Source organism: Enterobacter sp. 50793107 (assembly GCF_001463365.1).
Taxonomy (GTDB): Bacteria; Pseudomonadota; Gammaproteobacteria; order Enterobacterales; family Enterobacteriaceae; genus Enterobacter; species Enterobacter cloacae.
Genome location: NZ_LNII01000170.1, coordinates 36,662 through 59,971, shown reverse-complemented (window position 1 = coordinate 59,971; position 23,310 = coordinate 36,662). Strand labels below are relative to the sequence as shown.

Genomic DNA, 23,310 nt, shown 5'->3' with positions numbered 1-23,310 from the left:
GGTTTATCAGTGCAAAGGTTGCTGCTGCCAGGTCATAAACTCCTGGGGCGGCATCGCTTTCGCGAAGTGCCATCCCTGACAGAACTGTACGCCGCGCTTCAACAACCAGCTTACCTGCTCGGCAGTTTCTACCCCTTCCGCAATGGTTTTGAGCCGCAGGCTCTGCGCCATCTCGATAATATGCTCGGCGATAAGATGGCTGGTGCTGTTGGTGGTTAGGGTGTCGATAAAGGATTTGTCGATTTTCAGAATATCGACATTCAGCGAGTAGAGATTATGCAGGTTCGAGTAACCTGTACCAAAATCGTCGATTGCCACTTCATAACCCGCCTGACGAAAAGCCTGGATAACCGGCGTAGTTTTCGGCACATCAATAAATCCGCGCTCCGTCACTTCGATTTTGATCTGCTGCGCACGCACGGCATAGTGCCGCGCTTTGTCGGAAATCATGGCGATCAGCCGCGAAGAGTGAAAATCCGTCGCCGACAGGTTGATCGAAATATAGAGGTCAGGATGCGCGGCCAGGAAATGGCCCAGATCGCTGAAGACCTCTTCTACAACATAATCCGTAATGCGTTCGCTCATCCCCTCTTTTTCCGCCAGCGGGATGAATTCCGCCGGGCTCATGACAGGCCCGTTAAAACCAGGCCAGCGTAACAACGCCTCTGCCCCCACGCACTGATTATTCTTGATATCGATGATTGGCTGATAATGGACACAAAGCTGACGTTTATTCAGCGCCCGATGCAGCAATCGTCCTGGGGAGTTCAGCTCACGGTGGGTGCGCGACCAGACCAGCAAAATAATGATGCTACAGATCATTCCCAGCGGCAGCGTCAACGTCGCCTGATGGTAGAGCGTTTCATAGAAGCGTTTATTCGACGTTGAAACGATGGCGGCAATCGGACGTTTATCCGATTTTACCACCGTATAAAAACGGTCATCTTTTTGAAATACCACGTCCTTATCCCGAATCATCGAGTTTAATAAAGAAACGTTGGCTTTCTGACTGACGGAAAAGAAGGCATTCGTTACCGTATCGTACACGCCCCATGAGAGAGAGTGATCGGTGGACATCACTTCACTGTACGAGAGCGGATTAACCACCACGACATAATTCCCGCGCTGCATATATGTCATTTTATAGCCAGTGAAAAATGGCGTATCACGGTAATAATAGATAGCGATATCGGGTTTTCGGATGTAATTAGCGGGGGAGATCGCATAGGGCCGATCCGGGGTAAAAATGGATGAACAACGAAAATTCTGGCCTTCGGCATAAATTAAATCAGCGATGAACAGACGGCCGCGAACCACGTTCAACATATATTGCCGATGTGACGGCGTACAAACTTTACCCTGATATTTTTCCGCTTCGGTCCGGGCCAGATCAACCTGTTCAATAACCAGTTCAGTTTTGTCTAAAGCCAGTTCAGCAAATGTGCGTAACTGCGCGCTTGTTTCCGACACTGCTCTTAGCTGGGCAAACCATAGCGCAAGCATCACCGGCAGCATAACTACCATGATGATCCCTACCACTCTGAGCATCTTGCGCCGCGCGCTACGATTCATTTCCCGCCCTATATCCCTGCATGTTGTACGCCTGTAGTAATGAAGGCCGGATGCTTTGATAAACAGGTGATTACGTTGCATGAATCATGCGAAGTTAGCAACTGACTTTTAGTATTAAAAATCTTAAATTTCGTTATGACGATAATATTTGTCCGTAAGCTAAACTAAAAGTATTCGTTCCGTTTCTATTAAGGGAAATATTTATCCAGCCTGAACGGGGGGATTGAAGATAACGCAACAGAGGATCGTTGATTAAGCCAAACTTCTGGCAGCATGAAAAAAGTACAACATCAACATGACGTTTTATACTATTTGCGCGGATGTAATTTGATCAATGTTTTATAAACGTTCGGCTATTACCACATTATTTCCAGGATCAGCAGAGAATAACGCTTCACTTATAAAAAGGCATCGCTGGGAACGCCGTTGCCCTCCTCCGCTCGTTCGAAGGAGGTTGCTCCCGGCACGTGGTGGGTTCGCATCCGCCGATGTCGAAGGCAACCCCATCCTGCCGCCTCTCTTTTTCAGCGTAATAAAATCCCCAATCTGCTCGCACAGACACTGGCGAATAAATCAACAAATGTGATATAGTTCACACATCTCATGTAACGAGAAACACTGTTTCATTCAGTTCGTCTGTTTTGGAGAGGATGGGTTTTATGGCAACCATTACGACCAGCATGGTTCTCCTGCGCTGGCCTTTGTTGAGTGCGGTACTGATGTTTTTAGCCAGCACGCTGAACATTCAGTTTCGTAAATCTGACTACGCGGGTCTTGCGGTTATCAGTACGCTGTTAGGACTGGGCGCGGCTTGCTGGTTTGCAACGGGTCTGCTTGGTATCACCCTGCTGGATATTGCCGCCGTCTGGGAAAATATTAAAGTAGTGATGGTTGAGGCAATGAGCCATACGCCACCAGACTGGCCGATGGTGATTACCTGATGGTCGTTTCATAACAGCATGTTAAAAGCCTCTCTTACGAGGCTTTTTTATTTTCAAGGCATCAATCCACAGCAGGCAGCGGGAGTTTACTGATGATCGCCAGCCGGTTCTGATGATGCTCCTCATCGCCCCATAGCCAATCAACCTGATTGCCGATATCGCTGTCTTTCATTATCGGTCTCATTTCACAGGTAATCATGTCATAGGCGTACAAATGATGGCCGCTGGCGATAGCATCATACAGACGTGATTGCCAGAAACTCATACCATCACGTGTCTGGTGACGGTCTGTGATGATGACATTGTATTTTTCCAGCAAATACTGAGAAAACACTTTTCCTGGCAAATCGCGCAACACGCCACGGTGCGACGGTTTAGGCGAGCGCCATATCAGAATTTGCGTCACTGGCATGTAATTTAAAAATGCATCTTTCTGATAAATCACGCGATTGTAGTAAACAATCTCCTGCGTAATTTCATTGACCAGCGCCAGTTCAAAGTGCTCATTAGGAATATCAGCAATTCGATTTTCAGCTCTGACAAAATGATATCCCGGCGGGAATGGGCCAAAGCACAGTTCTTCATCCACTGACGCGCAAGGAGAAATTTCGTTCAGCAACGCAGCGTTGTGGTTATCCACCGTGAGCATTGCGAATGTCTTCTGAACGTCTGCGGGATCAAAGAGTTGTTGTGGCATAGCTCCTCGCGGATGAGATGGGTCAGGCACCAAATATAACGTGATGAGAATTAAACAAGAAGCCCTGCAACAGCAGGGCTTTCTTTAGTGCTGAAGACAATCAGAACGGAATGTCGTCGTCGAAGTCCATTGGCGGTTCGTTAGACGGTGCCGGTGCGGACTGCTGCTGTGGACGAGACTGCGCGCCGCCGCTGAACTGGTTGCCGCCCTGTGGCTGCTGAGGCTGGCCCCAACCGCCCTGCTGCTGGCCGCCACCTGCTGGTGCGCCGCCGCCCTGACGGCCACCCAGCATCTGCATGGTGCCGCCAACGTTTACCACCACTTCAGTGGTGTACTTTTCCTGACCGGATTGATCGGTCCATTTGCGGGTACGCAGTTGGCCTTCAATATACACCTGAGAGCCTTTACGCAGATACTCACCGGCCACTTCTGCCAGTTTGCCAAACAGCACAACGCGGTGCCATTCGGTCTGCTCTTTCATCTCACCGGTCGCTTTGTCACGCCAGGATTCGGAAGTAGCCAGCGTAATGTTGGCAACTGCGCCACCACTCGGCATGTAGCGTACTTCCGGGTCCTGGCCCAGATTACCGACGAGAATCACCTTGTTTACGCCTCTGCTGGCCATGTTCGTGTCTCCTGAATACGTTTCTTAATAGTGTAAACGCGCGAGTGTACCATTTCCACGCGTCAATTTGCATAGTTGCGTGGCGGGTTCAGAAATCTCTCGCGAACTCGGCATTGTTACACAGCTATTCAGAAAATGCATTCCAATACTGTATATTCAAACAGGTTAAATTGTGTCATAATTAGCCGTTTCTGACAGCCGTTTGTCCTTCAAACAAACCAGGCAATCCGTGTTCCAACCGGGAAAGGTGAATGGATAAGATCGAAGTTCGGGGCGCCCGCACCCACAATCTCAAGAATATCAACCTCATAATCCCTCGCGACAAACTCATCGTCGTGACCGGGCTTTCGGGGTCTGGCAAATCCTCACTGGCTTTCGACACCCTGTATGCCGAAGGACAGCGCCGTTACGTTGAATCACTCTCTGCGTATGCGCGCCAGTTCCTGTCATTGATGGAAAAACCGGATGTAGACCATATCGAGGGGCTTTCGCCTGCTATCTCTATTGAGCAGAAGTCCACCTCCCACAACCCGCGTTCAACGGTCGGTACCATTACCGAAATTCATGACTACCTGCGTCTGCTGTATGCCCGCGTAGGAGAGCCGCGCTGCCCGGATCACGACGTGCCGTTGGCGGCGCAGACCGTGAGCCAGATGGTGGATAACGTGCTGTCGCAGCCAGAAGGCAAACGCCTGATGCTGCTTGCCCCAATCATTAAAGAGCGTAAGGGCGAGCACACCAAAACGCTGGAAAACCTGGCAAGCCAGGGGTATATCCGCGCCCGTATCGACGGCGAGGTGTGTGACCTGTCCGATCCCCCGAAGCTGGAGCTGCAGAAAAAACACACCATCGAAGTGGTGATTGACCGCTTTAAAGTGCGTGACGATCTGGCGACCCGTCTGGCGGAATCCTTTGAAACCGCGCTGGAACTCTCTGGCGGTACGGCGGTGGTCTCCGATATGGACGACCCGAACGCGGAAGAACTGCTCTTCTCCGCCAACTTTGCCTGCCCGATTTGCGGCTACAGCATGCGTGAGCTGGAGCCACGTCTGTTCTCCTTTAACAACCCGGCGGGAGCCTGCCCGACGTGCGACGGCCTGGGCGTACAGCAGTATTTTGACCCGGACCGCGTGATCCAGAATCCTGAACTGTCGCTGGCTGGCGGTGCGATCCGTGGCTGGGATAAGCGTAACTTTTACTACTTCCAGATGCTTAAATCGCTGGCAGAGCACTATAAGTTCGACGTGGAGGCGCCGTGGGCCAGCCTGAGCCCGAACGTGCACAAAGTGATCCTGTTCGGTTCCGGTAAAGAGAACATCGAGTTCAAATACATGAACGATCGCGGCGATACCTCCGTGCGTCGCCACCCGTTCGAAGGGGTGCTGCACAACATGGAGCGCCGCTACAAAGAGACCGAATCCAGCGCGGTGCGCGAGGAGCTGGCGAAGTTTATCAGCAACCGCTCCTGCGCCACCTGTGAGGGCACGCGTCTGCGTCGCGAAGCGCGCCACGTGTTTGTCGAAAACACGGCGTTGCCGACCATCTCAGACATGAGCATCGGTCACGCAATGGACTTCTTCAACAACCTGAAGCTCTCCGGCCAGCGTGCGAAGATTGCCGAAAAAGTGCTGAAAGAGATCGGCGACCGTCTGAAATTCCTGGTGAACGTCGGCCTGAACTACCTGACGCTTTCCCGCTCCGCAGAGACACTGTCCGGCGGTGAAGCCCAGCGTATCCGTCTGGCCAGCCAGATTGGCGCGGGCCTGGTGGGCGTCATGTATGTCCTGGACGAACCGTCCATCGGCCTGCACCAGCGCGACAACGAGCGTCTGCTCGGAACGCTTATTCATCTGCGTAACCTCGGCAACACGGTGATTGTGGTCGAGCACGACGAAGATGCTATCCGTGCTGCCGACCATGTGATCGACATCGGCCCGGGCGCGGGCGTGCACGGCGGCCAGGTGGTCGCGGAAGGTACTCTGAAAGACATCATGGCGGTGCCAGAGTCGTTAACCGGCCAGTACATGAGCGGCAAGCGCAAAATTGAAGTGCCGAAACAGCGCGTGGCGGCGAACCCGGAAAAAGTGCTGAAGCTCACCGGCGCTCGCGGCAACAACCTGAAAGACGTGACGCTGACGCTGCCCGTCGGGCTGTTTACCTGTATCACCGGCGTATCCGGTTCCGGTAAGTCGACGCTGATCAACGATACGCTGTTCCCGATTGCGCAGACGGCGCTGAACGGCGCGACGCTGGCCGAACCTGCACCGTACCGCGACATTCAGGGGCTGGAGCATTTCGATAAAGTTATCGACATCGACCAAAGCCCGATTGGCCGTACGCCACGTTCCAACCCGGCGACCTATACCGGCGTCTTCACGCCCGTCCGTGAACTCTTCGCCGGTGTACCGGAAGCGCGTTCGCGCGGCTACACGCCAGGACGTTTCAGCTTTAACGTTCGCGGCGGCCGCTGTGAAGCCTGTCAGGGCGACGGCGTGATCAAGGTTGAGATGCACTTCCTGCCGGATATCTACGTGCCGTGCGACCAGTGCAAAGGCAAACGCTATAACCGTGAAACGCTGGAGATTAAGTACAAAGGCAAGACCATCCACGAAGTGCTGGACATGACCATCGAAGAGGCGCGCGAGTTCTTTGATGCCGTTCCTGCGCTGGCGCGTAAGCTGCAGACGCTGATGGACGTAGGCCTGACCTACATTCGTCTGGGGCAGTCAGCGACCACGCTCTCTGGAGGTGAAGCGCAGCGCGTGAAGCTGGCGCGTGAGCTATCCAAACGCGGAACCGGGCAGACACTGTACATTCTCGATGAGCCGACCACCGGTCTGCACTTTGCAGATATCCAGCAATTGCTCGACGTTCTGCATCAGCTTCGCGATCAGGGCAACACCATTGTGGTCATTGAGCACAACCTGGACGTGATTAAAACCGCGGACTGGATTGTCGATCTCGGCCCGGAAGGCGGCAGCGGCGGCGGTGAAATCCTCGTCTCCGGTACGCCAGAGACCGTTGCAGAGTGCGAAGCCTCGCACACCGCGCGCTTCCTTAAACCGTTGCTGTAATTGTCACACGGAGAGTTGCTGTCGGGTCGCTTCCGGCAGCAGCTCAACCGCCTGCTGATAAGACGCGTCCACCAGGTAGTAAATCTGCGACCCCGGGAGTGAACCGTCGAGATAGACCGTACTCCAGTGCGCTTTGTTCAGATGTTTGCTCGGCCGGACGTCGTCGTGCTGCTGACGTAATAGCTCCGCCAGCTCCGGGCTGGTTTTAAGCGACGCCGCCGGGCGGCCTTCCACCTCTTTCACCATCGCAAACAACACATCTCCCACTTTAATCTGCGTGGCTTTCCAGTCGCTGTGAACGCTCTGCTCCGCGCCTGGCTTACTCATGCAGTACTGCAGTAGCTCCGAAATTGTCATCTTTATTCCCCTTGTAGCGTTGCGATAATTTTACGCGAACCACCGTGAATGCGATGTTCTCCCAGCCAGATCCCTTGCCATGTTCCCAGCAGAAGCCGCCCGTTGTGTACCGGCAGCATTAGCGATACGCCCAGCAGAGAAGATTTGATATGCGAAGGCATGTCGTCCGCCCCCTCATAGTCATGCTCGTAGGAGGCGTTGTCCGGAACGGTTTTCAGAAAATGCCGCTCCATATCAGACCGGACGGTGGGATCGCAATTTTCATTAAGCGTGAGAGAGGCCGACGTGTGCTGAAGCAGCAGATGCAGCAAACCCGTTTTGACGCGCGACAGATCGCGGATCTGCCCGATAACTTCATCCGTCACCAGGTGAAATCCGCGAGGTTTAGCGCTTAAGGTCAGGGTTTGTTGGTACCACATGTGCTGCTCCGTTATGAAAGTGAATCTTTCTAAGTGTGCAGCAAGAAGACGAAAGGTAAAACCCGCAGCGACGAGATTTGATTAAAAAAGAGCCAAACTCGCCGCCAACGATTTAATACTCTGAGTTCACAATGACCTCTTCGCCAAACTTCCCGGCCATTGGCAGCGGGCGATAGGTCGAGTTTGAGGCGCGTAACACCCTGATCCCTCTGGCTCCCACATCACGCGCGGCGCTGATATCGTTGTCTGAATCACCGTAGAAGACTTTGATATGTTTCTGCTCCAGCCACTGGGTTTTGGTGTTTTGTCCCGGTTTGTCACCCGCGAAAATCACCGGGTTCATGCTGGCCGCCGGGATCAGGAAATCATCCTGCAGGGTTTTAGAGACGGTTTCCGTTTTGGTCTGACTGCGTCCGGTAACGAAGTAGATGCTGTCGCCGCGTTTTACATGCATGGCGATAAGCGCGCGGGCCACCTCTTTCGGGATGCTGAATTCGTCCCAGCCGTTGTTCATCTTTTCCCAAAATTCCGGGTTTTTCAGATACGCTTCGCTGTCCGGTGAGTATGTTTTTTTACCGCGCCAGAACCCGGGGCTGGAGAAGAGGACGGTATCGTCAATATCAAAGCCCACAGCCATTGGCGGGCGGCCCATCAGGCTGTTTTCAATCTGGGCTACAGAGACCCAGTGAATGGGGGCTTGTTCAGCCAGAATAGCGGCGGTAGTGCCGGTGTAAAGCGGCGTCGGTGCGGAAGCGCGCGCGACGACCGTACTGTTAAGCGAGAACAATAAGCAGGCGGCGCTGAGCGCCAGTGTGATCTTGCGCATATTTTCCCCTGAATATTCAGTTTGTTATCGTTTTAATTTGAGCGACTGGTCAAAAATCTATCCGACCATAACCCCAGCGGGAGATGAAGGGAAGGAGTTTTTGCTTATGAGGTTGGATAAAAAGAAGAAGATCACAGAATGCCGGGCAACCTGTTTGTGCGGCCTGATGCCCTCATCCCGGCCCTCTCCCACGGGGAGAGGGATGGTGAGTAAGTACTTACATTACTGCAGCAAATGCCTGCGCCACGCGATGAACGTTGCTGGCATTCAGACCCGCCACGCACATACGTCCGCTGGCAATCAGGTAGACGCCGAACTCTTCGCGCAGACGTTCAACCTGTGCGGCGCTCAGCCCGGTGTAGCTAAACATCCCGCGCTGTTTAAGCAGATAGTCGAAGTTATGCCCCGGTACGGCCTCTTTCAGCACGTTAACCAACTCCTGACGCATCGACAGAATACGCTTACGCATGGATTCCACTTCTGCAAGCCAGCTGGCTTTTAGCTGTTCGTCTCCCAGCACGGTCGCCACCACTTGCGCGCCAAAGTTTGGCGGGCTGGAGTAGATGCGGCGCACGGTCGCCTTCAGTTGCCCCAGTACGCGACCTGCCGCTTCGGCGTCTTCGCACACCACAGAGAGGCCACCCACGCGCTCGCCGTACAGGGAGAAGATTTTTGAAAACGAGTTGCTGACCAGAACAGGCAGCCCGGCGCTGGCCACGGCACGGATGGCATAGGCATCTTCTTCCATCCCTGCGCCAAAGCCCTGATAGGCGATGTCGAGGAAGGGGATCAGGTTGCGCGCTTTCAGCACCTCAATCACCGCATCCCACTGGGCGTTGGTGAGATCTGCCCCGGTCGGGTTGTGGCAGCACGGGTGCAGCAGCACAATGCTGCGCTCTGGCAGGGTATTCAGTTTTTCCAGCAGCGCGTCAACGCGCACGCCGTTGGTTTCACTGTCGAACCATGGATAGGTCGCCACCTTAAAGCCGGCCCCCTCAAAAATCGCCACGTGGTTTTCCCAGGTGGGATCGCTGACCCATACCCCTGAATCCGGGAAGTATTTTTTCAGGAAGTCCGCACCCACTTTAAGCGCACCTGAACCGCCCAGGGTCTGGATGGTTGCAACACGTTTTTGTGCGAGCACCGCGTGATCGGCACCAAACAGCAGCGGCGCGATGGCGTTACGGTAAGTATTGAGCCCTTCCATCGGCAGATAAAGAGAAGCACCGTGCGGGGCGGCGTTAAGACGCGCTTCCGCTTCAGCAACGGCTTTCAACTGAGGAATAATGCCGTCCTCGTTGTAATACAGACCAATGCTGAGATTCACTTTGTCGCTGCGAGGATCTTCTTTGAAACGCTCCATTAAGGAGAGAATGGGGTCGCCGGCGTAGGCGTCAACTTTCTGAAACACGCGATGGTTCTCCGGAATTCGATGAGGCAGGGAATTCAACAATAAACCGGATATGACAGAAGATCGAGCGTTTAACCTGTTCCATGCCGGGTCAGGCAACGCTGCCCCCCGGCATTCACAGCAGTTTAATCGATGTACTTCATTGCCACCCTTGATGTCAGGCGCGTTATTAGTTCGTAAGCACTCACTTTCGTGATTTCCGCGATGCGTTCGACGGGCAAACCGTCACCCCACATCACCACATCGTCGCCCGCTTTATCCTGGGCATCGGGGCCGAGATCTACGCAAATCATGTCCATCGCCACGCGACCGACAATCTTCACTTCGCGGCCATTGACCAGAACCGGCGTACCGGACGGCGCAGCACGTGGATAACCGTCGCCATACCCCATCGCCACCACACCCAGCCGGGTGTCACGCGCGCTGGTCCAGGTGCCGCCGTAACCCACCGGTTCCCCCGCCTTGTGCTCACGCACCGCAATCAGCTTAGACACCAGGGACATCACCGGCTGGAAGCCAAAGTCCGGCCCCCAGGGTCTGTTCTCCAGCGGCGATACGCCGTAAAGAATAATCCCCGGACGCGCCCAGTCGAAGTGCGACTGCGGCCACAGCAGAATGCCACCGGAGGCCGCGATAGAGCGCATCCCCGGCTTGCCTTCGCAGAAGGTGTTAAAGATGTCGAGTTGTTGTTCAGTAGCGCCGCAGTCAGGCTCATCAGCCCGGGCAAAATGACTGACAATATTTACCGGCTGGCGGACATTTTTGCACTGGCACAGACGCTGATAAAACGCCTGCGCGTGTTCCGGACGTACGCCCAGACGGTGCATGCCCGTGTCGAGCTTCATCCAGACGGTGACTGGCTCGCTCAGCTCAGCGGTTTCGAGGGCGGAAAGCTGTTCTTCGTTGTGTACCGCCGTGTGCAGATGCTGGTCTGCAATGGTCGGCAGGTCTGCAGCCTCAAAAAAGCCTTCGAGCAGCAAAATCGGTTGGGTGATCCCCCCCGCGCGCAGACGGAGGGCTTCTTCAAGACGGGCAACGCCAAAGGCGTCGGCATCGGGGAGCGTTCGCGCGGTCTCAAGAAGACCGTGTCCGTAAGCGTTCGCTTTCACGACTGCAACAAGTTTACTGGCAGGAGCCAGTTCACGCAGACGTTGCAGGTTGTGTCGCAGAGCGCGGCGGTTAATCACAACAGTTGCCGCTTGCATTTGATTTCCTTAGAAATTACTCATCATCATATTGAGGACCGGCATAGTTGTCGAAACGCGACCACTGTCCGTTAAAGGTCAGACGTACCGTACCGATAGGGCCGTTACGTTGTTTACCGATAATAATTTCGGCGATCCCTTTCAGGTCGCTGTTCTCGTGATAAACCTCATCACGGTAGATGAACATGATTAAGTCGGCATCCTGCTCGATGGAGCCGGATTCACGCAGGTCGGAGTTGACCGGGCGTTTGTCGGCACGTTGTTCCAGGGAGCGGTTAAGCTGCGAGAGCGCCACGACAGGCACATGCAGCTCTTTGGCTAATGCCTTGAGCGAGCGGGAAATTTCCGCAATCTCCAGCGTACGGTTATCGGAGAGCGACGGCACGCGCATCAGCTGAAGGTAGTCGATCATGATAAGGCCAATACCGCCATGCTCGCGGGCGATACGGCGTGCACGGGAGCGCACTTCTGTCGGCGTCAGGCCGGAGGAGTCATCGATATAGATGTTACGTTTTTCCAGCAGGATCCCCATGGTGCCGGAGATACGCGCCCAGTCCTCATCGTCGAGCTGACCAGTACGGATACGGGTCTGATCCACACGAGAAAGCGACGCCAGAGAACGCATCATGATCTGCTCAGATGGCATCTCCAGACTGAAGATTAAGACCGGTTTATCCTGCAACATCGCCGCGTTTTCGACGAGGTTCATCGCAAAGGTGGTTTTACCCATCGACGGACGCGCGGCGACGATAATCAAATCCGACGGCTGCAGGCCTGCGGTTTTCTTATTGAGATCGTCATAGCCGGTGTTAACTCCGGTTACGCCATCGTGCGGCTGCTGGAAGAGCTGTTCAATACGGGCGACGGTGGCATCGAGCACATCGGCGATGTTTTTCGGGCCTTCGTCTTTATTGGCGCGACTTTCAGCGATTTTAAAGACGCGGGATTCCGCGAGATCGAGCAGGTCTTCGCTGGTGCGACCCTGCGGATCAAAGCCCGCTTCGGCGATTTCATTCGCGACCGAGATCATCTCACGAACAACGGCGCGTTCGCGAACGATGTCCGCATAAGCGCTAATGTTCGCTGCACTTGGCGTGTTTTTCGACAGTTCTGCTAAATAAGCAAAACCGCCAACGCTGTCCAGTTGCCCCTGCCGCTCCAGCGATTCCGCGAGCGTAATCAGGTCAATCGGGCTACCAGACTCCTGCAGGCGCGCCATTTCGGTGAAGATGTGGCGGTGCGGGCGGGTGTAGAAATCGTCGGACACGACGCGCTCGGCGACGTCGTCCCAGCGCTCGTTATCCAGCATTAAACCGCCCAACACCGACTGTTCCGCTTCAATCGAGTGCGGCGGGACTTTTAACCCGGCGACCTGAAAATCACGCTCACGAGGTTCAGTCTGTTTGTTGAAGGGTTTGTTTCCTGCCATAGTGAATGGAGTTACCGAGATAAAGAGTGGGTCGAAAGATTACCACATTCTGGAGGAAGCATGGCAACACGTATTGAATTTCACAAGCATGGTGGCCCTGACGTACTCAACGCGGTGGAGTTTACCCCCGCCGCGCCTGGCGAAAATGAAGTGCAGGTTGAAAATAAAGCCATCGGCATTAACTACATCGACACCTATATTCGCGGCGGTCTTTATCCACCGCCGTCACTGCCGAGCGGTCTGGGTACCGAGGCGGCGGGCGTGGTCAGCAAAGTGGGCAGCGCCGTTAAGCATGTTAAAGAAGGCGATCGCGTGGTGTATGCGCAATCGGCGCTGGGCGCTTACAGCTCCGTGCACAACGTTCCGGCTGACAAAGTTGCCCTCCTGCCCAATGCCATTTCGTTTGAACAGGCCGCGGCCTCCTTCCTTAAAGGGCTGACGGTCTATTATCTGCTGCGCAAAACCTATGAAATCAAACCCGACGAGCAGTTCCTGTTCCATGCGGCTGCGGGCGGCGTAGGGCTCATCGCCTGCCAGTGGGCCAAAGCGTTAGGCGCAAAACTGATAGGCACCGTGGGGAGCGCGCAAAAAGCCCAGCGCGCACTGCAGGCCGGCGCCTGGCAGGTGATTAACTACCGGGAAGAGAGCATCGTTGAACGCTTAAAAGAGGTAACCGGCGGCAAAAAAGTGCGCGTGGTATATGACTCGGTAGGGAAAGATACCTGGGAAGCGTCTCTGGACTGCCTGCAGCGCCGCGGTCTGATGGTGAGCTTCGGTAACGCGTCAGGCGCGGTGACCGGTGTGAATCTGGGTATTCTGAACCAGAAAGGCTCGCTGTATGTGACTCGTCCATCCCTGCAGGGCTACATCACCAATCGCGAAGAGTTGCTCGAAGCCAGTAACGAACTGTTCTCGCTGATTGCCAGCGGGGTCATCAAAGTGGATGTGGCAGATGCGCAGAAGTACGCGCTAAGCGATGCGCAACGTGCGCATGAGGTGCTGGAGAGCCGGTCAACGCAGGGGTCAAGTCTGTTAATTCCCTGATCCCATAAAAGAAATTGGGCTTCCCTGAGGAAGCCCTTTCTTTTTTTAGTTCGGCTGTATGTAGGGTACAGCTCGATGAATTCTTTAGCGGCAGCCATAGTGACAGATTCGATAAGTAAATCCTATTCCGTTCTAAGCAATGCCGCCGGAAAAGTTGCAGGTATGTGACGAACCCCTCAATACCTTAGTAACGAAAGCGGTTATTACGCTGATAAGTGGGCAGTTTTGGTGATTTAATCGCCCGTATTACCCACACCACCGCAACGGCCAGCAGCAGCCACGGCAGAAGTTTGATCGTCAGGGCAAATAATCCGCCAATAAACATGACCACTGTCGCCACCACAAGCGCTGCCAGAATGCCGAGCAGCGACACGCCGGTGGCTAACAGCATGACAAAAAAGCCAATCACAAAAAGCAGTTCCAGCATGGTTCTCTCCCACGAGTTCCCGAATGATGTCGCAACCATTACAAGATCCATGCCAACACTAACGTGTTGTTATAAAAGCAAAACGCCCCGCAAGGCTGTGCGGAGCGTGGTGAATTTGACGAATTTTTAGCGAGATTTATCGTTTATCAGCAACCAGGCGTAGCGCCTGTTCGAGCACTTCGATATCCGCGCCAGCTTTATGCGCGTTCTCGCTCAGATAGCGACGCCACTGGCGTGCGCCCGGGATCCCCTGGAACAGGCCAAGCATATGACGCGTGATATGGCCAAGGTAAGTGCCGTTACTCAGCTCACGTTCAATGTACGGATACATGGCCCGCACCACGGCAACCGGGTCAGTGTCTGCGCCTTCAACGCCGAAGATCTCGCGATCGACCGTCGTCAGAATACCCGGATTCTGATATGCCTCGCGACCGACCATCACGCCATCCATATGCGCCAGATGTGTTTTGGCCTCGTCGAGCGACTTGATACCACCGTTGATCGACATGGTCAGGTGCGGGAAGTCCCGCTTCAGTTGATACACACGCGGGTAGTCCAGCGGCGGAATTTCGCGGTTCTCTTTCGGGCTAAGGCCAGAGAGCCAGGCTTTACGCGCATGGATGATAAACATCTCGCACTCGCCCTTTCCGGCAACCGTATTGATGAAATCACACAAGAATTCGTAGCTGTCCTGGTCATCAATACCGATACGGGTCTTCACCGTCACCGGAATGGAGACCACATCACGCATCGCCTTGATGCAGTCCGCTACCAGCTGTGCGTTCCCCATCAGACAGGCGCCGAACATGCCGTTTTGCACGCGATCGGACGGACAGCCAACGTTAAGGTTAATTTCGTCGTAGCCACGTTCTTCTGCCAGCTTCGCACAGTGCGCCAGCGCAGCCGGATCGCTGCCCCCCAGCTGCAGGGCAACCGGATGCTCTTCTTCGCTGTACGCCAGATAGTCGCCCTTACCGTGAATAATTGCACCGGTGGTGACCATTTCGGTGTACAGCAGCGTATGGCGGGAGAGCTGGCGCAGGAAATAGCGGCAGTGTCTGTCCGTCCAGTCGAGCATGGGCGCAATGGAGAAACGGTGTGCGGGAAAGGCAGTCTGGTGTTCTGACGACATGGCGAAGTTTTAAGCATCTGGTGGAAAAGGGGCGCTACTATAGCATAAAGAAAAGCCGGAGGCGCAACGCCTCCGGTGCCCTTTAGAACGTCATACTCAACTGCGCCCCTGCGCCCCAGGTTTCATCTTCACCGTAGAGCCCCATCAGGTCGACGTGGACCGTGTTAAACGGTGCAAAACCGACACCACCAGTAAAGACGTTACTGTCATTCCCTTTCATATCGGCACGATAACCCGCCCGCACGGCCAGCCAGCTCAGCGGCGTCACTTCCGCACCTACGCCAACATACTGCGAGGTATCTTCGCTTTTAAAGCCTTTGGTTTCTGTCAGATCGCCATCGGCGGTCAGGGTCACCAGATCGTTGTGCCAGGCGGCACCGGCCGTCACCAGCGGACGGATTTGATAGGTGTCTTTATAGCTCACCACTTCCCCCGTGCGCCCGTTGCGGATGCGAATGTCCTTGGTGTCGATATCGCGCGACATCAGGTTTTGCCCGCTCACGCCGACCGTCCAGTGCTCGCCGAAATCGGCCGCGATACCGGCATCCACGTTAAAGCCGGTATCGTCTTTCCGGTAGCGGCTGTCGTTCCACTTGTTACTGTCGTAATCGTAAATTGAGGTGGTGTAGTTGTAGATCCAGGTTTTCTGCAGTTTTGGCGTGACGCCAAGGGAAACCGGGACGCCACCCAGATCGAACTGACGGGCAATGGCAACACCATAATCGGAGACAATTGCCGCCCGGCCAGACGCTGTAGAGTTAAGGTTTTTCGTGATTTGATCGGTACCGTTTAGCGCCGCATCCAGTGCCACGCCCGCCGCCACCGCATCGCTGTTTTGGATACTGCGCAGATAATCAATATCTTGCTGATCGATGGAAGAGCTGACGCGCCCGTGGGCATAGCCTTTCGCCATAAAGGCCACGGAGAGCACATCGTTAGGGATACTCACCGCAATCCCCGCGCCCGCCGTAGCGCGTGCGGTTTTGCCTTTGAGATAGTCCAGTTCATCGGCAAGATCTTTTGCCGCTCCCTGGAACTGATCGATTGAGCCCAGCGGGTTGGTAATCACTTCGATGGGGGTCAGGCTATCAACCACATCCTTATAGTGATTGATTTTATCGTTGATGGTATCAATCTCATCCTGAAGATTGTCTTCATCCGTCACCTGCACGCCGACGGACGGTAAAATAACCGTCACATCATCGTCCGGTTTCGCCTTTGCCAACAACGCAGGGTTGATTAACGCCCCGCTGCCATAGCTGCCCGAAGCGACGCCCGTGCCACCCATTGCGTCGCTACGTGATTCTGTCCAGGTATTGGCTGCTCCCGCCTGATTTGCCATAAACAGGGAGACAGCGATGCTAACCACCGAAAATTTAAAATGTTTTTTCACAGTATGCTCGTCTTATTGTCGTTAATAACATCACCCTGTTTGTTATCACCCAAACAGGAACGAACTATTGCTGTGAATAAGTACAAAAAGACCCGCTATTTCCTTAAGTAAAACTCCGGACAGGCCTGTTGTTATTTGTGACGACCCTCAATATTTATAGAAGAGGAAATTATTTTTTCCCAGGTTTTCCATCGTGCGGCCCAAAGAACTGAGGGGGATGATCAACCCAGCGATCTTCACGCGTGGCGGCATACTCCGGATTAAGCGGATAGTAGATTCGGTTGTGCTTCTTGTTAGCCTCGCCAACGACCAGTAATCGCACCTCTTCTTCGGTGTTATTAATAAAGGTATGGCAGACGCCGGTACCAGCGGGAAAGCCTACACTGTCGCCGGGTTCAAGCTTCCACAAATAGCCGTTAATCCAGGCTTCCGGATACCCTTCCAGCACATAGATGAACTCCTCTTCGTCGCTTTCCGCGTGGGGATAGGAGGTTCGACGCCCGGGCGGCAAACGCTCGTGGTGAATACCGATTCGCCTGAGCCCCAGGTGACGAGCCAGCGGTGCACCGATGGAGAAAAGCTCGTTGCTGTCGGGATAGGTTGAATTATCTGGCTCTTCCACGTCTCGCCAGTGCCGAATACAGTCAGGTTTTTTCATCATTAATTTCCCGGTTTGCGATGGGTCAGGTATAGCACAGCCTGGCGGATCTCGGCGTTTTTACCAGAACATGGTAAAGTGAGGGTTTTCCAGCCTATAACATCCGAGGTGCTAAATGGATAAGTCCACAAAAGAGCTGTTAGCGCAGGCAGAGAAGCTGTGCGCGCAACGCAATGTGCGCCTGACTCCGCAGCGCCTTGAAGTCTTGCGTCTGATGACCCTGCAGCAGGGCGCCATCAGCGCATACGACCTGCTCGACCTGCTGCGCGAAAGCGAGCCACAGGCTAAACCGCCTACGGTCTATCGTGCGCTAGATTTTCTGCTGGAACAAGGGTTTGTACATAAGGTCGAATCCACAAACAGTTATGTGTTGTGTCATCTTTTTGACCAGCCAACCCATACGTCGGCCATGTTTATCTGCGACCGTTGTGGCGTGGTGAAAGAAGAAGGGGCGGAAGGCGTAGAAGATATTATGCATACGCTGGCGGCCAGAATGGGCTTTGCCTTGCGCCATAACGTCATTGAAGCACACGGATTATGCTCTGCGTGTGTAGAAGTGGAGGCCTGTCGGCATCAGGACGCGTGCCACCATGACCACTCTATCCTCGTAAAGAAAAAGCCGCGTTAACAGCCAAAACAAAGGCGGCCTATGGCCGCCCTCAGGGAGTACTTCCTTGTACTGTCGGGTATCACACGGTTACCAACGGTAGTCGTTGCGTTTTTCCCAGTCGCCGACCTCTTTTTCCGCCTGGTCTTTCTCGTAACCGTAGCGTTCCTGAATTTTACCGACAAGCTGATCGCGTTTACCTTCGATGACCGTCATATCGTCATCCGTCAGCTTACCCCACTGTTCTTTCGCTTTACCTTTGAACTGCTTCCAGTTGCCGCCGATTTCGTCTTTATTCATCATCGTGTCCTCTTAGTTAAGCGTCGGGTCGTAACGTCCGTTACGTTCTTTTCTGCTGGACGTGATAATAATTGTAGTTAAGGATTCGGCAGTTGATTTCATATTCGGAATCTTTAACCGTCACGATATATCGTTGCGGGAAGGAAGCCAGGTATTGTTTTGCCAGTGCCGGTGCCAGATAAAGCCCAGTGACAGGCCCCGCAACGCGAGAAAGACCGCCAGGGAGAGCCATAAACCATGGTTACCCAGCCAGGGGAGCGTGAGCAGCGTCAGGGCAAAACCAGCCGCCGCCACCGCCATGCTGTTACGCATCTCCGCTCCTCGCGTCGCGCCAATAAACATACCGTCCAGCAGATAGCACCAGACCCCCACCACCGGCAAAATGACCTGCCAGATGAGGTAATGGCTTGCCAGCTCGCGCAGTGCAGGAAGGGAGGTGAGTAACGCAATAATCTGTTCGCCAAAACAGGCGTAAATCAGCGCGAACGTCAGCGCCACCAGCCCCGACTGCCGACAGGCCGCCCGCCAGACATCCCGCAGCTGACCACTTTCACGTGCGCCGTATGCCTGGCCGGAATGCGCTTCCACAGCATAGGCAAAGCCATCCAGTGCATAGGCGGTAAAGGTCAGCAGCGTCATCAGAACGGCATTCACCGCGACGATATCTGGCCCAAGCCGGGCGCCAAAGACCGTCAGTGCGCCGAAACAGAGCTGCAGCAGCAATGAGCGCAGCATAATGTCGCGATTAAGCGCCAGCAGGGTGCGGATATTGCCTCGCCATGCACTCTTGAGCAGAGCAAGGGAAATCCCCCGCATGACAAGCACCCGCCAGACCATCCACAGACCAAGGATAAACGTCCCGTATTCGGCAATCGCCGTCGCCAGTGCCGCACCCTGTACGTTCATGTGCAGGCCCATCACCAGCCAGAGATCGAGCACGATGTTGAGGAGGTTGCCTACCACCAACAGGATTACGGGCGCGCGGGCATACTGCACGCCGAGTAACCACCCCAGCAGAACCAGATTGGCCAGCGACGCGGGCGCGCTGAGCCAGCGAATTTCAAGGAAGCGTCGTGCCTGCTCCAGTACCGCCTCGCTGCCGCCAACGACATGCAGCGCCAGATCAATCAGTGGGGTACGTAATATAGCGATTAACGCGCCTGCCCCAAGCGCCAGAATTAACGGCTGAACCAGCGCACGCGCCAGACGCAAAGGATCTTTAGCACCGTACGCCTGCGCCGTAAGCCCGGTGGTACTCATGCGCAAAAAGAGCAGGAGCATAAAAAGGAAGCTGGTCGCCGTCGCGCCAATCGCCACGCCGCCCAGATAGATGGGTGAATCAAGGTGACCAATAACTGCCGTATCCACCAGCCCCAGCAGAGGAACGGTGATATTGGAAAAAATCATCGGCAGTGCAAGACGCCACAATGCCTTATCGGATGCCGTAAGCAGTGACATGAAAAAATACCGGGAGTGGAGAAGGAATCAGGCCACGGCAGATCCGTAGCCTGTCAGGATGAGATTACAACCATTCTCCGTTGCGAATGACCCCTACCGCCAGCCCCTCGATAGAGAAGTTTTGTTCGCGGAGGTCTACCACAATCGGGGAAAACTCGTTGTTTTCCGGCAGCAGCTGAACCGTATTACCTTGCTTTTTCAGGCGTTTAACGGTGACTTCATCATCGATGCGTGCCACCACAACCTGGCCGTTACGCACGTCTTGCGTTTTATGTACCGCAAGCAGATCGCCGTCAAGAATACCGATGTCTTTCATGGACATACCGCTTACACGCAGCAGGAAATCCGCGCTCGGCTTGAACATGCCGGGATCAACCTGGTAGTGGCCTTCAATATGCTGTTGCGCCAGCAGAGGTTCACCTGCCGCGACGCGCCCCACCAGCGGAATGCCCGTCTCTTCTTCCACCAGCAGGCGGATACCGCGTGAAGCACCCGATACAATCTCAATTACGCCTTTACGCGCCAGCGCTTTCAGGTGTTCCTCGGCAGCGTTCGGAGAACGGAAGCCCAGACGCTGCGCGATTTCCGCACGCGTGGGTGGCATACCCGTCTGGCCGATATGATCCCGAATGAGATCAAACACCTCTTGCTGCCTGGTCGTTAACGCTTTCATTCCGCCCCCTGGGTGTATATACAGTTATGCTGTGAGTATATACAGTCAAAGGCGATTTTGGAACCAAAAACTGCACAAAAAACCAGGGACTTAATTATTCCTCGAGGCTCATCGGAAATGTGACCAAAGCAGCGTGACCCAGGTGATGACCGCAGTGATAATCGCCAGCAACACGGCAGCAGAGCCCATGTCTTTTGCCCGGCCAGAAAGTTCGTGGAAATCAGAGCCAATACGGTCCACAACGGCCTCAATAGCGCTATTAATAATTTCCACTATCATCACCAACAGCACGGAGCCGATCAGAAGCACGCGGGTAATGGCATCAACATCAAGGAAACAGGCGATAATCACCGCGACAATCGCGGCGACACCCTCCTGGCGAAACGCGGCTTCGTTGACCCAAGCGGCGCGAAAACCTTTCCAGGAATAGCCAGCAGCTTTAATGATACGGGTTAACCCAGTGGTATTATTGGCCATTAAAAGAACCTTTTATTTGAAATAGCGTCAATAACAGGAGGCGCAACGTGTTGCGCTGTAGCCTGAAGTATGACGGGTAACAACAGTAATTTCGCGCGCTTTCTGTTATCCTTGCGCCGCAATTGCATTATTAACCAGAGGCTTTACATCGTTTATGTCTGGCTGGCCACGAATTTACTACAAATTACTTAATTTACCATTAAGCGTCCTGGTAAAAAGTAAGTCTATCCCAGCAGAACCCGCGCTGGAATTGGGGCTCGATACGTCGCGCCCTATTATGTATGTTTTGCCTTACAACTCGAAGGCAGACTTGCTGACGCTTCGCGCCCAGTGTCTGGCGCATGATTTACCTGACCCGCTTGAACCGTTAGAAGTCGACGGTACGCTGTTGCCGCGATACGTGTTCATTCACGGTGGGCCACGCGTGTTTACCTATTACACGCCAAAAGAAGAGTCCATTAAGCTGTTCCACGACTATCTCGACCTGCATCGCAGCAATCCCGATCTGGATGTGCAGATGGTGCCGGTGTCGGTGATGTTTGGTCGTCGTCCGGGCCGCGAAAAAGGGGAAGAGAACCCACCGTTACGCATGCTTAATGGCATCCAGAAATTCTTCGCCGTCTCCTGGCTGGGGCGCGACAGCTTTGTGCGCTTCTCCCCTTCCGTCTCGCTACGCCGGATGGCCGACGAGCACGGCACCGATAAGATCATCGCGCAAAAACTGGCGCGCGTGGCGCGCATGCATTTCGCTCGTCAGCGTCTGGCCGCCGTTGGCCCTCGCCTTCCGGCGCGTCAGGATCTCTTCAACAAGCTGCTGGCTTCCAAAGCGATCGCCCGTGCTGTTGAAGACGAAGCGCGCAGTAAAAAGATTTCTCATGAAAAAGCACAGCAGAACGCCATTGCGCTGATGGAAGAGATTGCCGCGAACTTCTCCTATGAGATGATCCGTCTTTCTGACCGCATCCTGGGCTTTACATGGAACCGCCTCTATCAGGGCATTAACGTCCATAACGCCGAGCGCGTTCGCCAACTGGCGCATGACGGCCATGAAATTGTTTATGTGCCCTGCCACCGCAGCCACATGGACTACCTGCTCCTCTCGTATGTGCTCTATCACCAGGGGCTGGTGCCACCGCACATCGCAGCCGGTATCAACCTGAACTTCTGGCCAGCAGGCCCGATTTTCCGCCGTCTGGGGGCGTTCTTCATTCGTCGTACCTTTAAGGGCAACAAGCTCTACTCCACCGTATTCCGTGAATATCTGGGCGAGCTGTTCAGCCGCGGTTATTCCGTTGAGTACTTCGTGGAGGGGGGCCGTTCACGAACCGGCCGTCTGCTGGATCCGAAAACCGGCACGCTGTCGATGACCATCCAGGCGATGCTGCGCGGCGGCACTCGTCCCATCACGCTGGTGCCCATTTACATTGGCTATGAGCACGTCATGGAAGTGGGAACTTACGCCAAAGAGCTGCGCGGGGCGACTAAAGAGAAAGAGAGCCTGCCGCAGATGCTGCGCGGGCTGAGCAAGCTACGCAATCTTGGTCAGGGCTACGTAAACTTCGGCGAGCCGATGCCGTTGATGACGTATCTGAACAACCATGTTCCCGATTGGCGCGAGTCTATCGATCCTATCGAAGCGGTGCGTCCAGCCTGGCTGACGCCAACGGTTAACGGTATCGCGGCTGAGCTGATGGTGCGTATTAACAACGCCGGTGCCGCAAACGCCATGAACCTGTGCTGTACGGCGCTGCTGGCGTCACGTCAACGCTCCCTGACCCGTGAACAGCTTACGGAGCAGCTGGATTGCTATCTTGACCTGATGCGCAACGTTCCCTACTCGGTGGATTCAACGACGCCTGCCAGCACGGCGAGCGAGCTGATCGACCATGCGCTGCAGATGAACAAGTTTGAAGTCGAGAAAGATACGATTGGCGACATCATCATTCTCCCGCGCGAGCAGGCGGTGCTGATGACCTACTATCGTAACAATATCGCGCATATGCTGATGCTGCCGTCGCTGATGGCGGCGATCATTACCCAGCATCGCCGTATTTCTCGTCAGGAGCTGCTGCGTCATGTAGAGACGCTCTATCCGATGCTGAAAGCAGAGCTGTTCCTGCGCTGGAGCAAAGATGAGCTGGCGATTGAGCTGGATAAAATGACCGAGGAGCTGCGTCGTCAGGGGCTAATTACCGTTGTTAACGACGAGCTGCATATCAATCCGTCACGCTCCCGTACGCTGCAACTGCTGGCGGCGGGTGCGCGTGAAACACTGCAGCGCTACGCTATCACCTTCTGGCTGCTGAGCGCGAACCCATCCATTAACCGCGGTACGCTGGAGAAAGAGAGCCGGACGCTGGCACAGCGCCTTTCCGTTCTGCACGGCATCAACGCCCCGGAATTCTTCGACAAAGCGGTCTTCAGTTCACTGGTACTGACGTTGCGTGATGAAGGGTTCATTAGCGACACGGGCGATGCCGAGCCGGAAGAGACGCTGAAGGTGTATCAGATGCTGGCAGAGCTGATTACCTCCGACGTGCGTTTGACGATTGAGAGTGCGACGCAGGGCGAGTGATGTGAAAAAG

22 protein-coding genes and 1 pseudogene are annotated in these 23,310 nt (G+C 54.6%); 5 read left to right on the top strand and 18 right to left on the bottom strand.

Annotated elements, in window-relative coordinates; translation table 11 throughout:
- Nucleotides 1-6 precede the first annotated feature (6 nt).
- Entirely contained in the window at nucleotides 7-1,572 is a 1,566-nt protein-coding gene (locus APU11_RS24805; protein ID WP_060578737.1) for an EAL domain-containing protein, read from the bottom strand.
- A 659-nt stretch (nucleotides 1,573-2,231) separates the two neighbouring features.
- On the opposite strand from APU11_RS24805, the gene APU11_RS24800 reads away from it, so the two are divergent.
- Nucleotides 2,232-2,513, top strand: coding sequence for a YjcB family protein (locus APU11_RS24800; protein ID WP_008503385.1), 282 nt, complete (start codon nucleotides 2,232-2,234; stop codon nucleotides 2,511-2,513).
- 61 nt (nucleotides 2,514-2,574) lie between these two features.
- Here the strand turns inward: APU11_RS24800 and APU11_RS24795 are convergent, their stop codons facing one another.
- Entirely contained in the window at nucleotides 2,575-3,210 is a 636-nt protein-coding gene (locus APU11_RS24795; RefSeq protein ID WP_038418467.1) for a hypothetical protein, read from the bottom strand.
- 100 nt (nucleotides 3,211-3,310) lie between these two features.
- Entirely contained in the window at nucleotides 3,311-3,835 is a 525-nt protein-coding gene (gene ssb1 / locus APU11_RS24790) for a single-stranded DNA-binding protein SSB1 (RefSeq protein WP_003860284.1), read from the bottom strand.
- A 251-nt stretch (nucleotides 3,836-4,086) separates the two neighbouring features.
- Here ssb1 and uvrA point away from each other — a divergent pair, with 251 nt between their 5' ends.
- Nucleotides 4,087-6,909 carry an excinuclease ABC subunit UvrA gene (uvrA, locus tag APU11_RS24785; RefSeq protein ID WP_013095069.1) on the top strand — a complete coding sequence of 941 codons (2,823 nt, stop codon included), beginning with the start codon at nucleotides 4,087-4,089 and terminating at the stop codon, nucleotides 6,907-6,909.
- Nucleotides 6,910-6,912: 3 nt separating this feature from the next.
- Here uvrA and APU11_RS24780 read toward each other — a convergent pair whose 3' ends face one another.
- The 6 genes from APU11_RS24780 to dnaB form a co-directional block, all read right to left on the bottom strand.
- On the bottom strand, nucleotides 6,913-7,266 hold the full coding sequence (locus tag APU11_RS24780; protein WP_013095068.1) for an MmcQ/YjbR family DNA-binding protein: 354 nt from the start codon (nucleotides 7,264-7,266) through the stop codon (nucleotides 6,913-6,915).
- Between the two features lie 2 nt (nucleotides 7,267-7,268).
- The gene (locus APU11_RS24775) at nucleotides 7,269-7,685 is read right to left on the bottom strand and encodes a secondary thiamine-phosphate synthase enzyme YjbQ (protein ID WP_013095067.1); all 417 of its coding nucleotides are present in this window, start codon (nucleotides 7,683-7,685) and stop codon (nucleotides 7,269-7,271) included.
- 112 nt (nucleotides 7,686-7,797) lie between these two features.
- A complete protein-coding gene (aphA, locus tag APU11_RS24770) occupies nucleotides 7,798-8,511 on the bottom strand; it encodes an acid phosphatase AphA (protein WP_013095066.1) in 714 nt (237 codons plus the stop codon).
- Between the two features lie 217 nt (nucleotides 8,512-8,728).
- Nucleotides 8,729-9,922, bottom strand: a complete 1,194-nt coding sequence (tyrB, locus tag APU11_RS24765; protein ID WP_038418465.1) for an aromatic amino acid transaminase — start codon at nucleotides 9,920-9,922, stop codon at nucleotides 8,729-8,731.
- A 125-nt stretch (nucleotides 9,923-10,047) separates the two neighbouring features.
- A complete protein-coding gene (gene alr, locus APU11_RS24760) occupies nucleotides 10,048-11,127 on the bottom strand; it encodes an alanine racemase (protein WP_013095064.1) in 1,080 nt (359 codons plus the stop codon).
- Between the two features lie 16 nt (nucleotides 11,128-11,143).
- Nucleotides 11,144-12,556 (bottom strand): replicative DNA helicase, encoded by a 1,413-nt coding sequence (dnaB, locus tag APU11_RS24755; protein WP_013095063.1) that lies wholly within the window; start codon nucleotides 12,554-12,556, stop codon nucleotides 11,144-11,146.
- 60 nt (nucleotides 12,557-12,616) lie between these two features.
- Here dnaB and APU11_RS24750 point away from each other — a divergent pair, with 60 nt between their 5' ends.
- A complete protein-coding gene (locus tag APU11_RS24750) occupies nucleotides 12,617-13,600 on the top strand; it encodes a quinone oxidoreductase (protein ID WP_013095062.1) in 984 nt (327 codons plus the stop codon).
- 184 nt (nucleotides 13,601-13,784) lie between these two features.
- Here the strand turns inward: APU11_RS24750 and pspG are convergent, their stop codons facing one another.
- The 4 genes from pspG to APU11_RS24730 form a co-directional block, all read right to left on the bottom strand.
- Nucleotides 13,785-14,027 carry an envelope stress response protein PspG gene (gene pspG / locus APU11_RS24745; protein ID WP_013095061.1) on the bottom strand — a complete coding sequence of 81 codons (243 nt, stop codon included), beginning with the start codon at nucleotides 14,025-14,027 and terminating at the stop codon, nucleotides 13,785-13,787.
- 136 nt (nucleotides 14,028-14,163) lie between these two features.
- Nucleotides 14,164-15,159 (bottom strand): tRNA dihydrouridine(20/20a) synthase DusA, encoded by a 996-nt coding sequence (gene dusA, locus APU11_RS24740; protein WP_013095060.1) that lies wholly within the window; start codon nucleotides 15,157-15,159, stop codon nucleotides 14,164-14,166.
- 82 nt (nucleotides 15,160-15,241) lie between these two features.
- Nucleotides 15,242-16,552, bottom strand: coding sequence for a conjugal transfer protein TraF (gene traF / locus APU11_RS24735; RefSeq protein WP_020686628.1), 1,311 nt, complete (start codon nucleotides 16,550-16,552; stop codon nucleotides 15,242-15,244).
- A gap of 169 nt (nucleotides 16,553-16,721) precedes the next feature.
- Nucleotides 16,722-17,210: a cupin domain-containing protein gene (locus APU11_RS24730; RefSeq protein WP_023620296.1), complete on the bottom strand. Its 489-nt coding sequence runs from the start codon at nucleotides 17,208-17,210 to the stop codon at nucleotides 16,722-16,724.
- 115 nt (nucleotides 17,211-17,325) lie between these two features.
- On the opposite strand from APU11_RS24730, the gene zur reads away from it, so the two are divergent.
- The gene (gene zur / locus APU11_RS24725; RefSeq protein WP_013095057.1) at nucleotides 17,326-17,838 is read left to right on the top strand and encodes a zinc uptake transcriptional repressor Zur; all 513 of its coding nucleotides are present in this window, start codon (nucleotides 17,326-17,328) and stop codon (nucleotides 17,836-17,838) included.
- Between the two features lie 69 nt (nucleotides 17,839-17,907).
- Here the strand turns inward: zur and APU11_RS24720 are convergent, their stop codons facing one another.
- The 5 genes and pseudogenes from APU11_RS24720 to APU11_RS24705 all read right to left on the bottom strand — a co-directional run bounded on the left by APU11_RS24720 (nucleotide 17,908) and on the right by APU11_RS24705 (nucleotide 20,725).
- Nucleotides 17,908-18,117, bottom strand: a complete 210-nt coding sequence (locus APU11_RS24720; protein ID WP_020686626.1) for a CsbD family protein — start codon at nucleotides 18,115-18,117, stop codon at nucleotides 17,908-17,910.
- A 49-nt stretch (nucleotides 18,118-18,166) separates the two neighbouring features.
- Nucleotides 18,167-18,241: pseudogene (locus APU11_RS29185) on the bottom strand (hypothetical protein); the annotation flags it as partial.
- Entirely contained in the window at nucleotides 18,238-19,575 is a 1,338-nt protein-coding gene (gene dinF / locus APU11_RS24715) for an MATE family efflux transporter DinF (RefSeq protein ID WP_044159015.1), read from the bottom strand. The pseudogene APU11_RS29185 and the gene dinF, both read right to left, overlap by 4 nt.
- A 64-nt stretch (nucleotides 19,576-19,639) precedes the next feature.
- Nucleotides 19,640-20,248 carry a transcriptional repressor LexA gene (lexA, locus tag APU11_RS24710; protein ID WP_013095053.1) on the bottom strand — a complete coding sequence of 203 codons (609 nt, stop codon included), beginning with the start codon at nucleotides 20,246-20,248 and terminating at the stop codon, nucleotides 19,640-19,642.
- A gap of 108 nt (nucleotides 20,249-20,356) precedes the next feature.
- Nucleotides 20,357-20,725, bottom strand: coding sequence for a diacylglycerol kinase (locus APU11_RS24705; RefSeq protein WP_023620295.1), 369 nt, complete (start codon nucleotides 20,723-20,725; stop codon nucleotides 20,357-20,359).
- A gap of 154 nt (nucleotides 20,726-20,879) precedes the next feature.
- Here APU11_RS24705 and plsB point away from each other — a divergent pair, with 154 nt between their 5' ends.
- Nucleotides 20,880-23,300 carry a glycerol-3-phosphate 1-O-acyltransferase PlsB gene (gene plsB, locus APU11_RS24700; RefSeq protein ID WP_013095051.1) on the top strand — a complete coding sequence of 807 codons (2,421 nt, stop codon included), beginning with the start codon at nucleotides 20,880-20,882 and terminating at the stop codon, nucleotides 23,298-23,300.
- Nucleotides 23,301-23,310: the final 10 nt, after the last annotated feature.

What these genes read in the sequence shown, in the direction of transcription:
- ssb1 (WP_003860284.1), bottom strand. Translation starts at nt 3,835, where the DNA reads ATGGCCAGCAGAGGCGTAAACAAGGTGATTCTCGTCGGTAATCTGGGC.
- APU11_RS24805 (WP_060578737.1), bottom strand. Translation starts at nt 1,572, where the DNA reads ATGAATCGTAGCGCGCGGCGCAAGATGCTCAGAGTGGTAGGGATCATC.
- APU11_RS24775 (WP_013095067.1), bottom strand. Translation starts at nt 7,685, where the DNA reads ATGTGGTACCAACAAACCCTGACCTTAAGCGCTAAACCTCGCGGATTT.
- plsB (WP_013095051.1), top strand. Translation starts at nt 20,880, where the DNA reads ATGTCTGGCTGGCCACGAATTTACTACAAATTACTTAATTTACCATTA.
- alr (WP_013095064.1), bottom strand. Translation starts at nt 11,127, where the DNA reads ATGCAAGCGGCAACTGTTGTGATTAACCGCCGCGCTCTGCGACACAAC.
- lexA (WP_013095053.1), bottom strand. Translation starts at nt 20,248, where the DNA reads ATGAAAGCGTTAACGACCAGGCAGCAAGAGGTGTTTGATCTCATTCGG.
- aphA (WP_013095066.1), bottom strand. Translation starts at nt 8,511, where the DNA reads ATGCGCAAGATCACACTGGCGCTCAGCGCCGCCTGCTTATTGTTCTCG.
- APU11_RS24730 (WP_023620296.1), bottom strand. Translation starts at nt 17,210, where the DNA reads ATGAAAAAACCTGACTGTATTCGGCACTGGCGAGACGTGGAAGAGCCA.
- pspG (WP_013095061.1), bottom strand. Translation starts at nt 14,027, where the DNA reads ATGCTGGAACTGCTTTTTGTGATTGGCTTTTTTGTCATGCTGTTAGCC.
- uvrA (WP_013095069.1), top strand. Translation starts at nt 4,087, where the DNA reads ATGGATAAGATCGAAGTTCGGGGCGCCCGCACCCACAATCTCAAGAAT.
- APU11_RS24795 (WP_038418467.1), bottom strand. Translation starts at nt 3,210, where the DNA reads ATGCCACAACAACTCTTTGATCCCGCAGACGTTCAGAAGACATTCGCA.
- dinF (WP_044159015.1), bottom strand. Translation starts at nt 19,575, where the DNA reads ATGTCACTGCTTACGGCATCCGATAAGGCATTGTGGCGTCTTGCACTG.
- APU11_RS24800 (WP_008503385.1), top strand. Translation starts at nt 2,232, where the DNA reads ATGGCAACCATTACGACCAGCATGGTTCTCCTGCGCTGGCCTTTGTTG.
- dusA (WP_013095060.1), bottom strand. Translation starts at nt 15,159, where the DNA reads ATGTCGTCAGAACACCAGACTGCCTTTCCCGCACACCGTTTCTCCATT.
- zur (WP_013095057.1), top strand. Translation starts at nt 17,326, where the DNA reads ATGGATAAGTCCACAAAAGAGCTGTTAGCGCAGGCAGAGAAGCTGTGC.
- APU11_RS24705 (WP_023620295.1), bottom strand. Translation starts at nt 20,725, where the DNA reads ATGGCCAATAATACCACTGGGTTAACCCGTATCATTAAAGCTGCTGGC.
- APU11_RS24750 (WP_013095062.1), top strand. Translation starts at nt 12,617, where the DNA reads ATGGCAACACGTATTGAATTTCACAAGCATGGTGGCCCTGACGTACTC.
- APU11_RS24780 (WP_013095068.1), bottom strand. Translation starts at nt 7,266, where the DNA reads ATGACAATTTCGGAGCTACTGCAGTACTGCATGAGTAAGCCAGGCGCG.
- APU11_RS24720 (WP_020686626.1), bottom strand. Translation starts at nt 18,117, where the DNA reads ATGAATAAAGACGAAATCGGCGGCAACTGGAAGCAGTTCAAAGGTAAA.
- dnaB (WP_013095063.1), bottom strand. Translation starts at nt 12,556, where the DNA reads ATGGCAGGAAACAAACCCTTCAACAAACAGACTGAACCTCGTGAGCGT.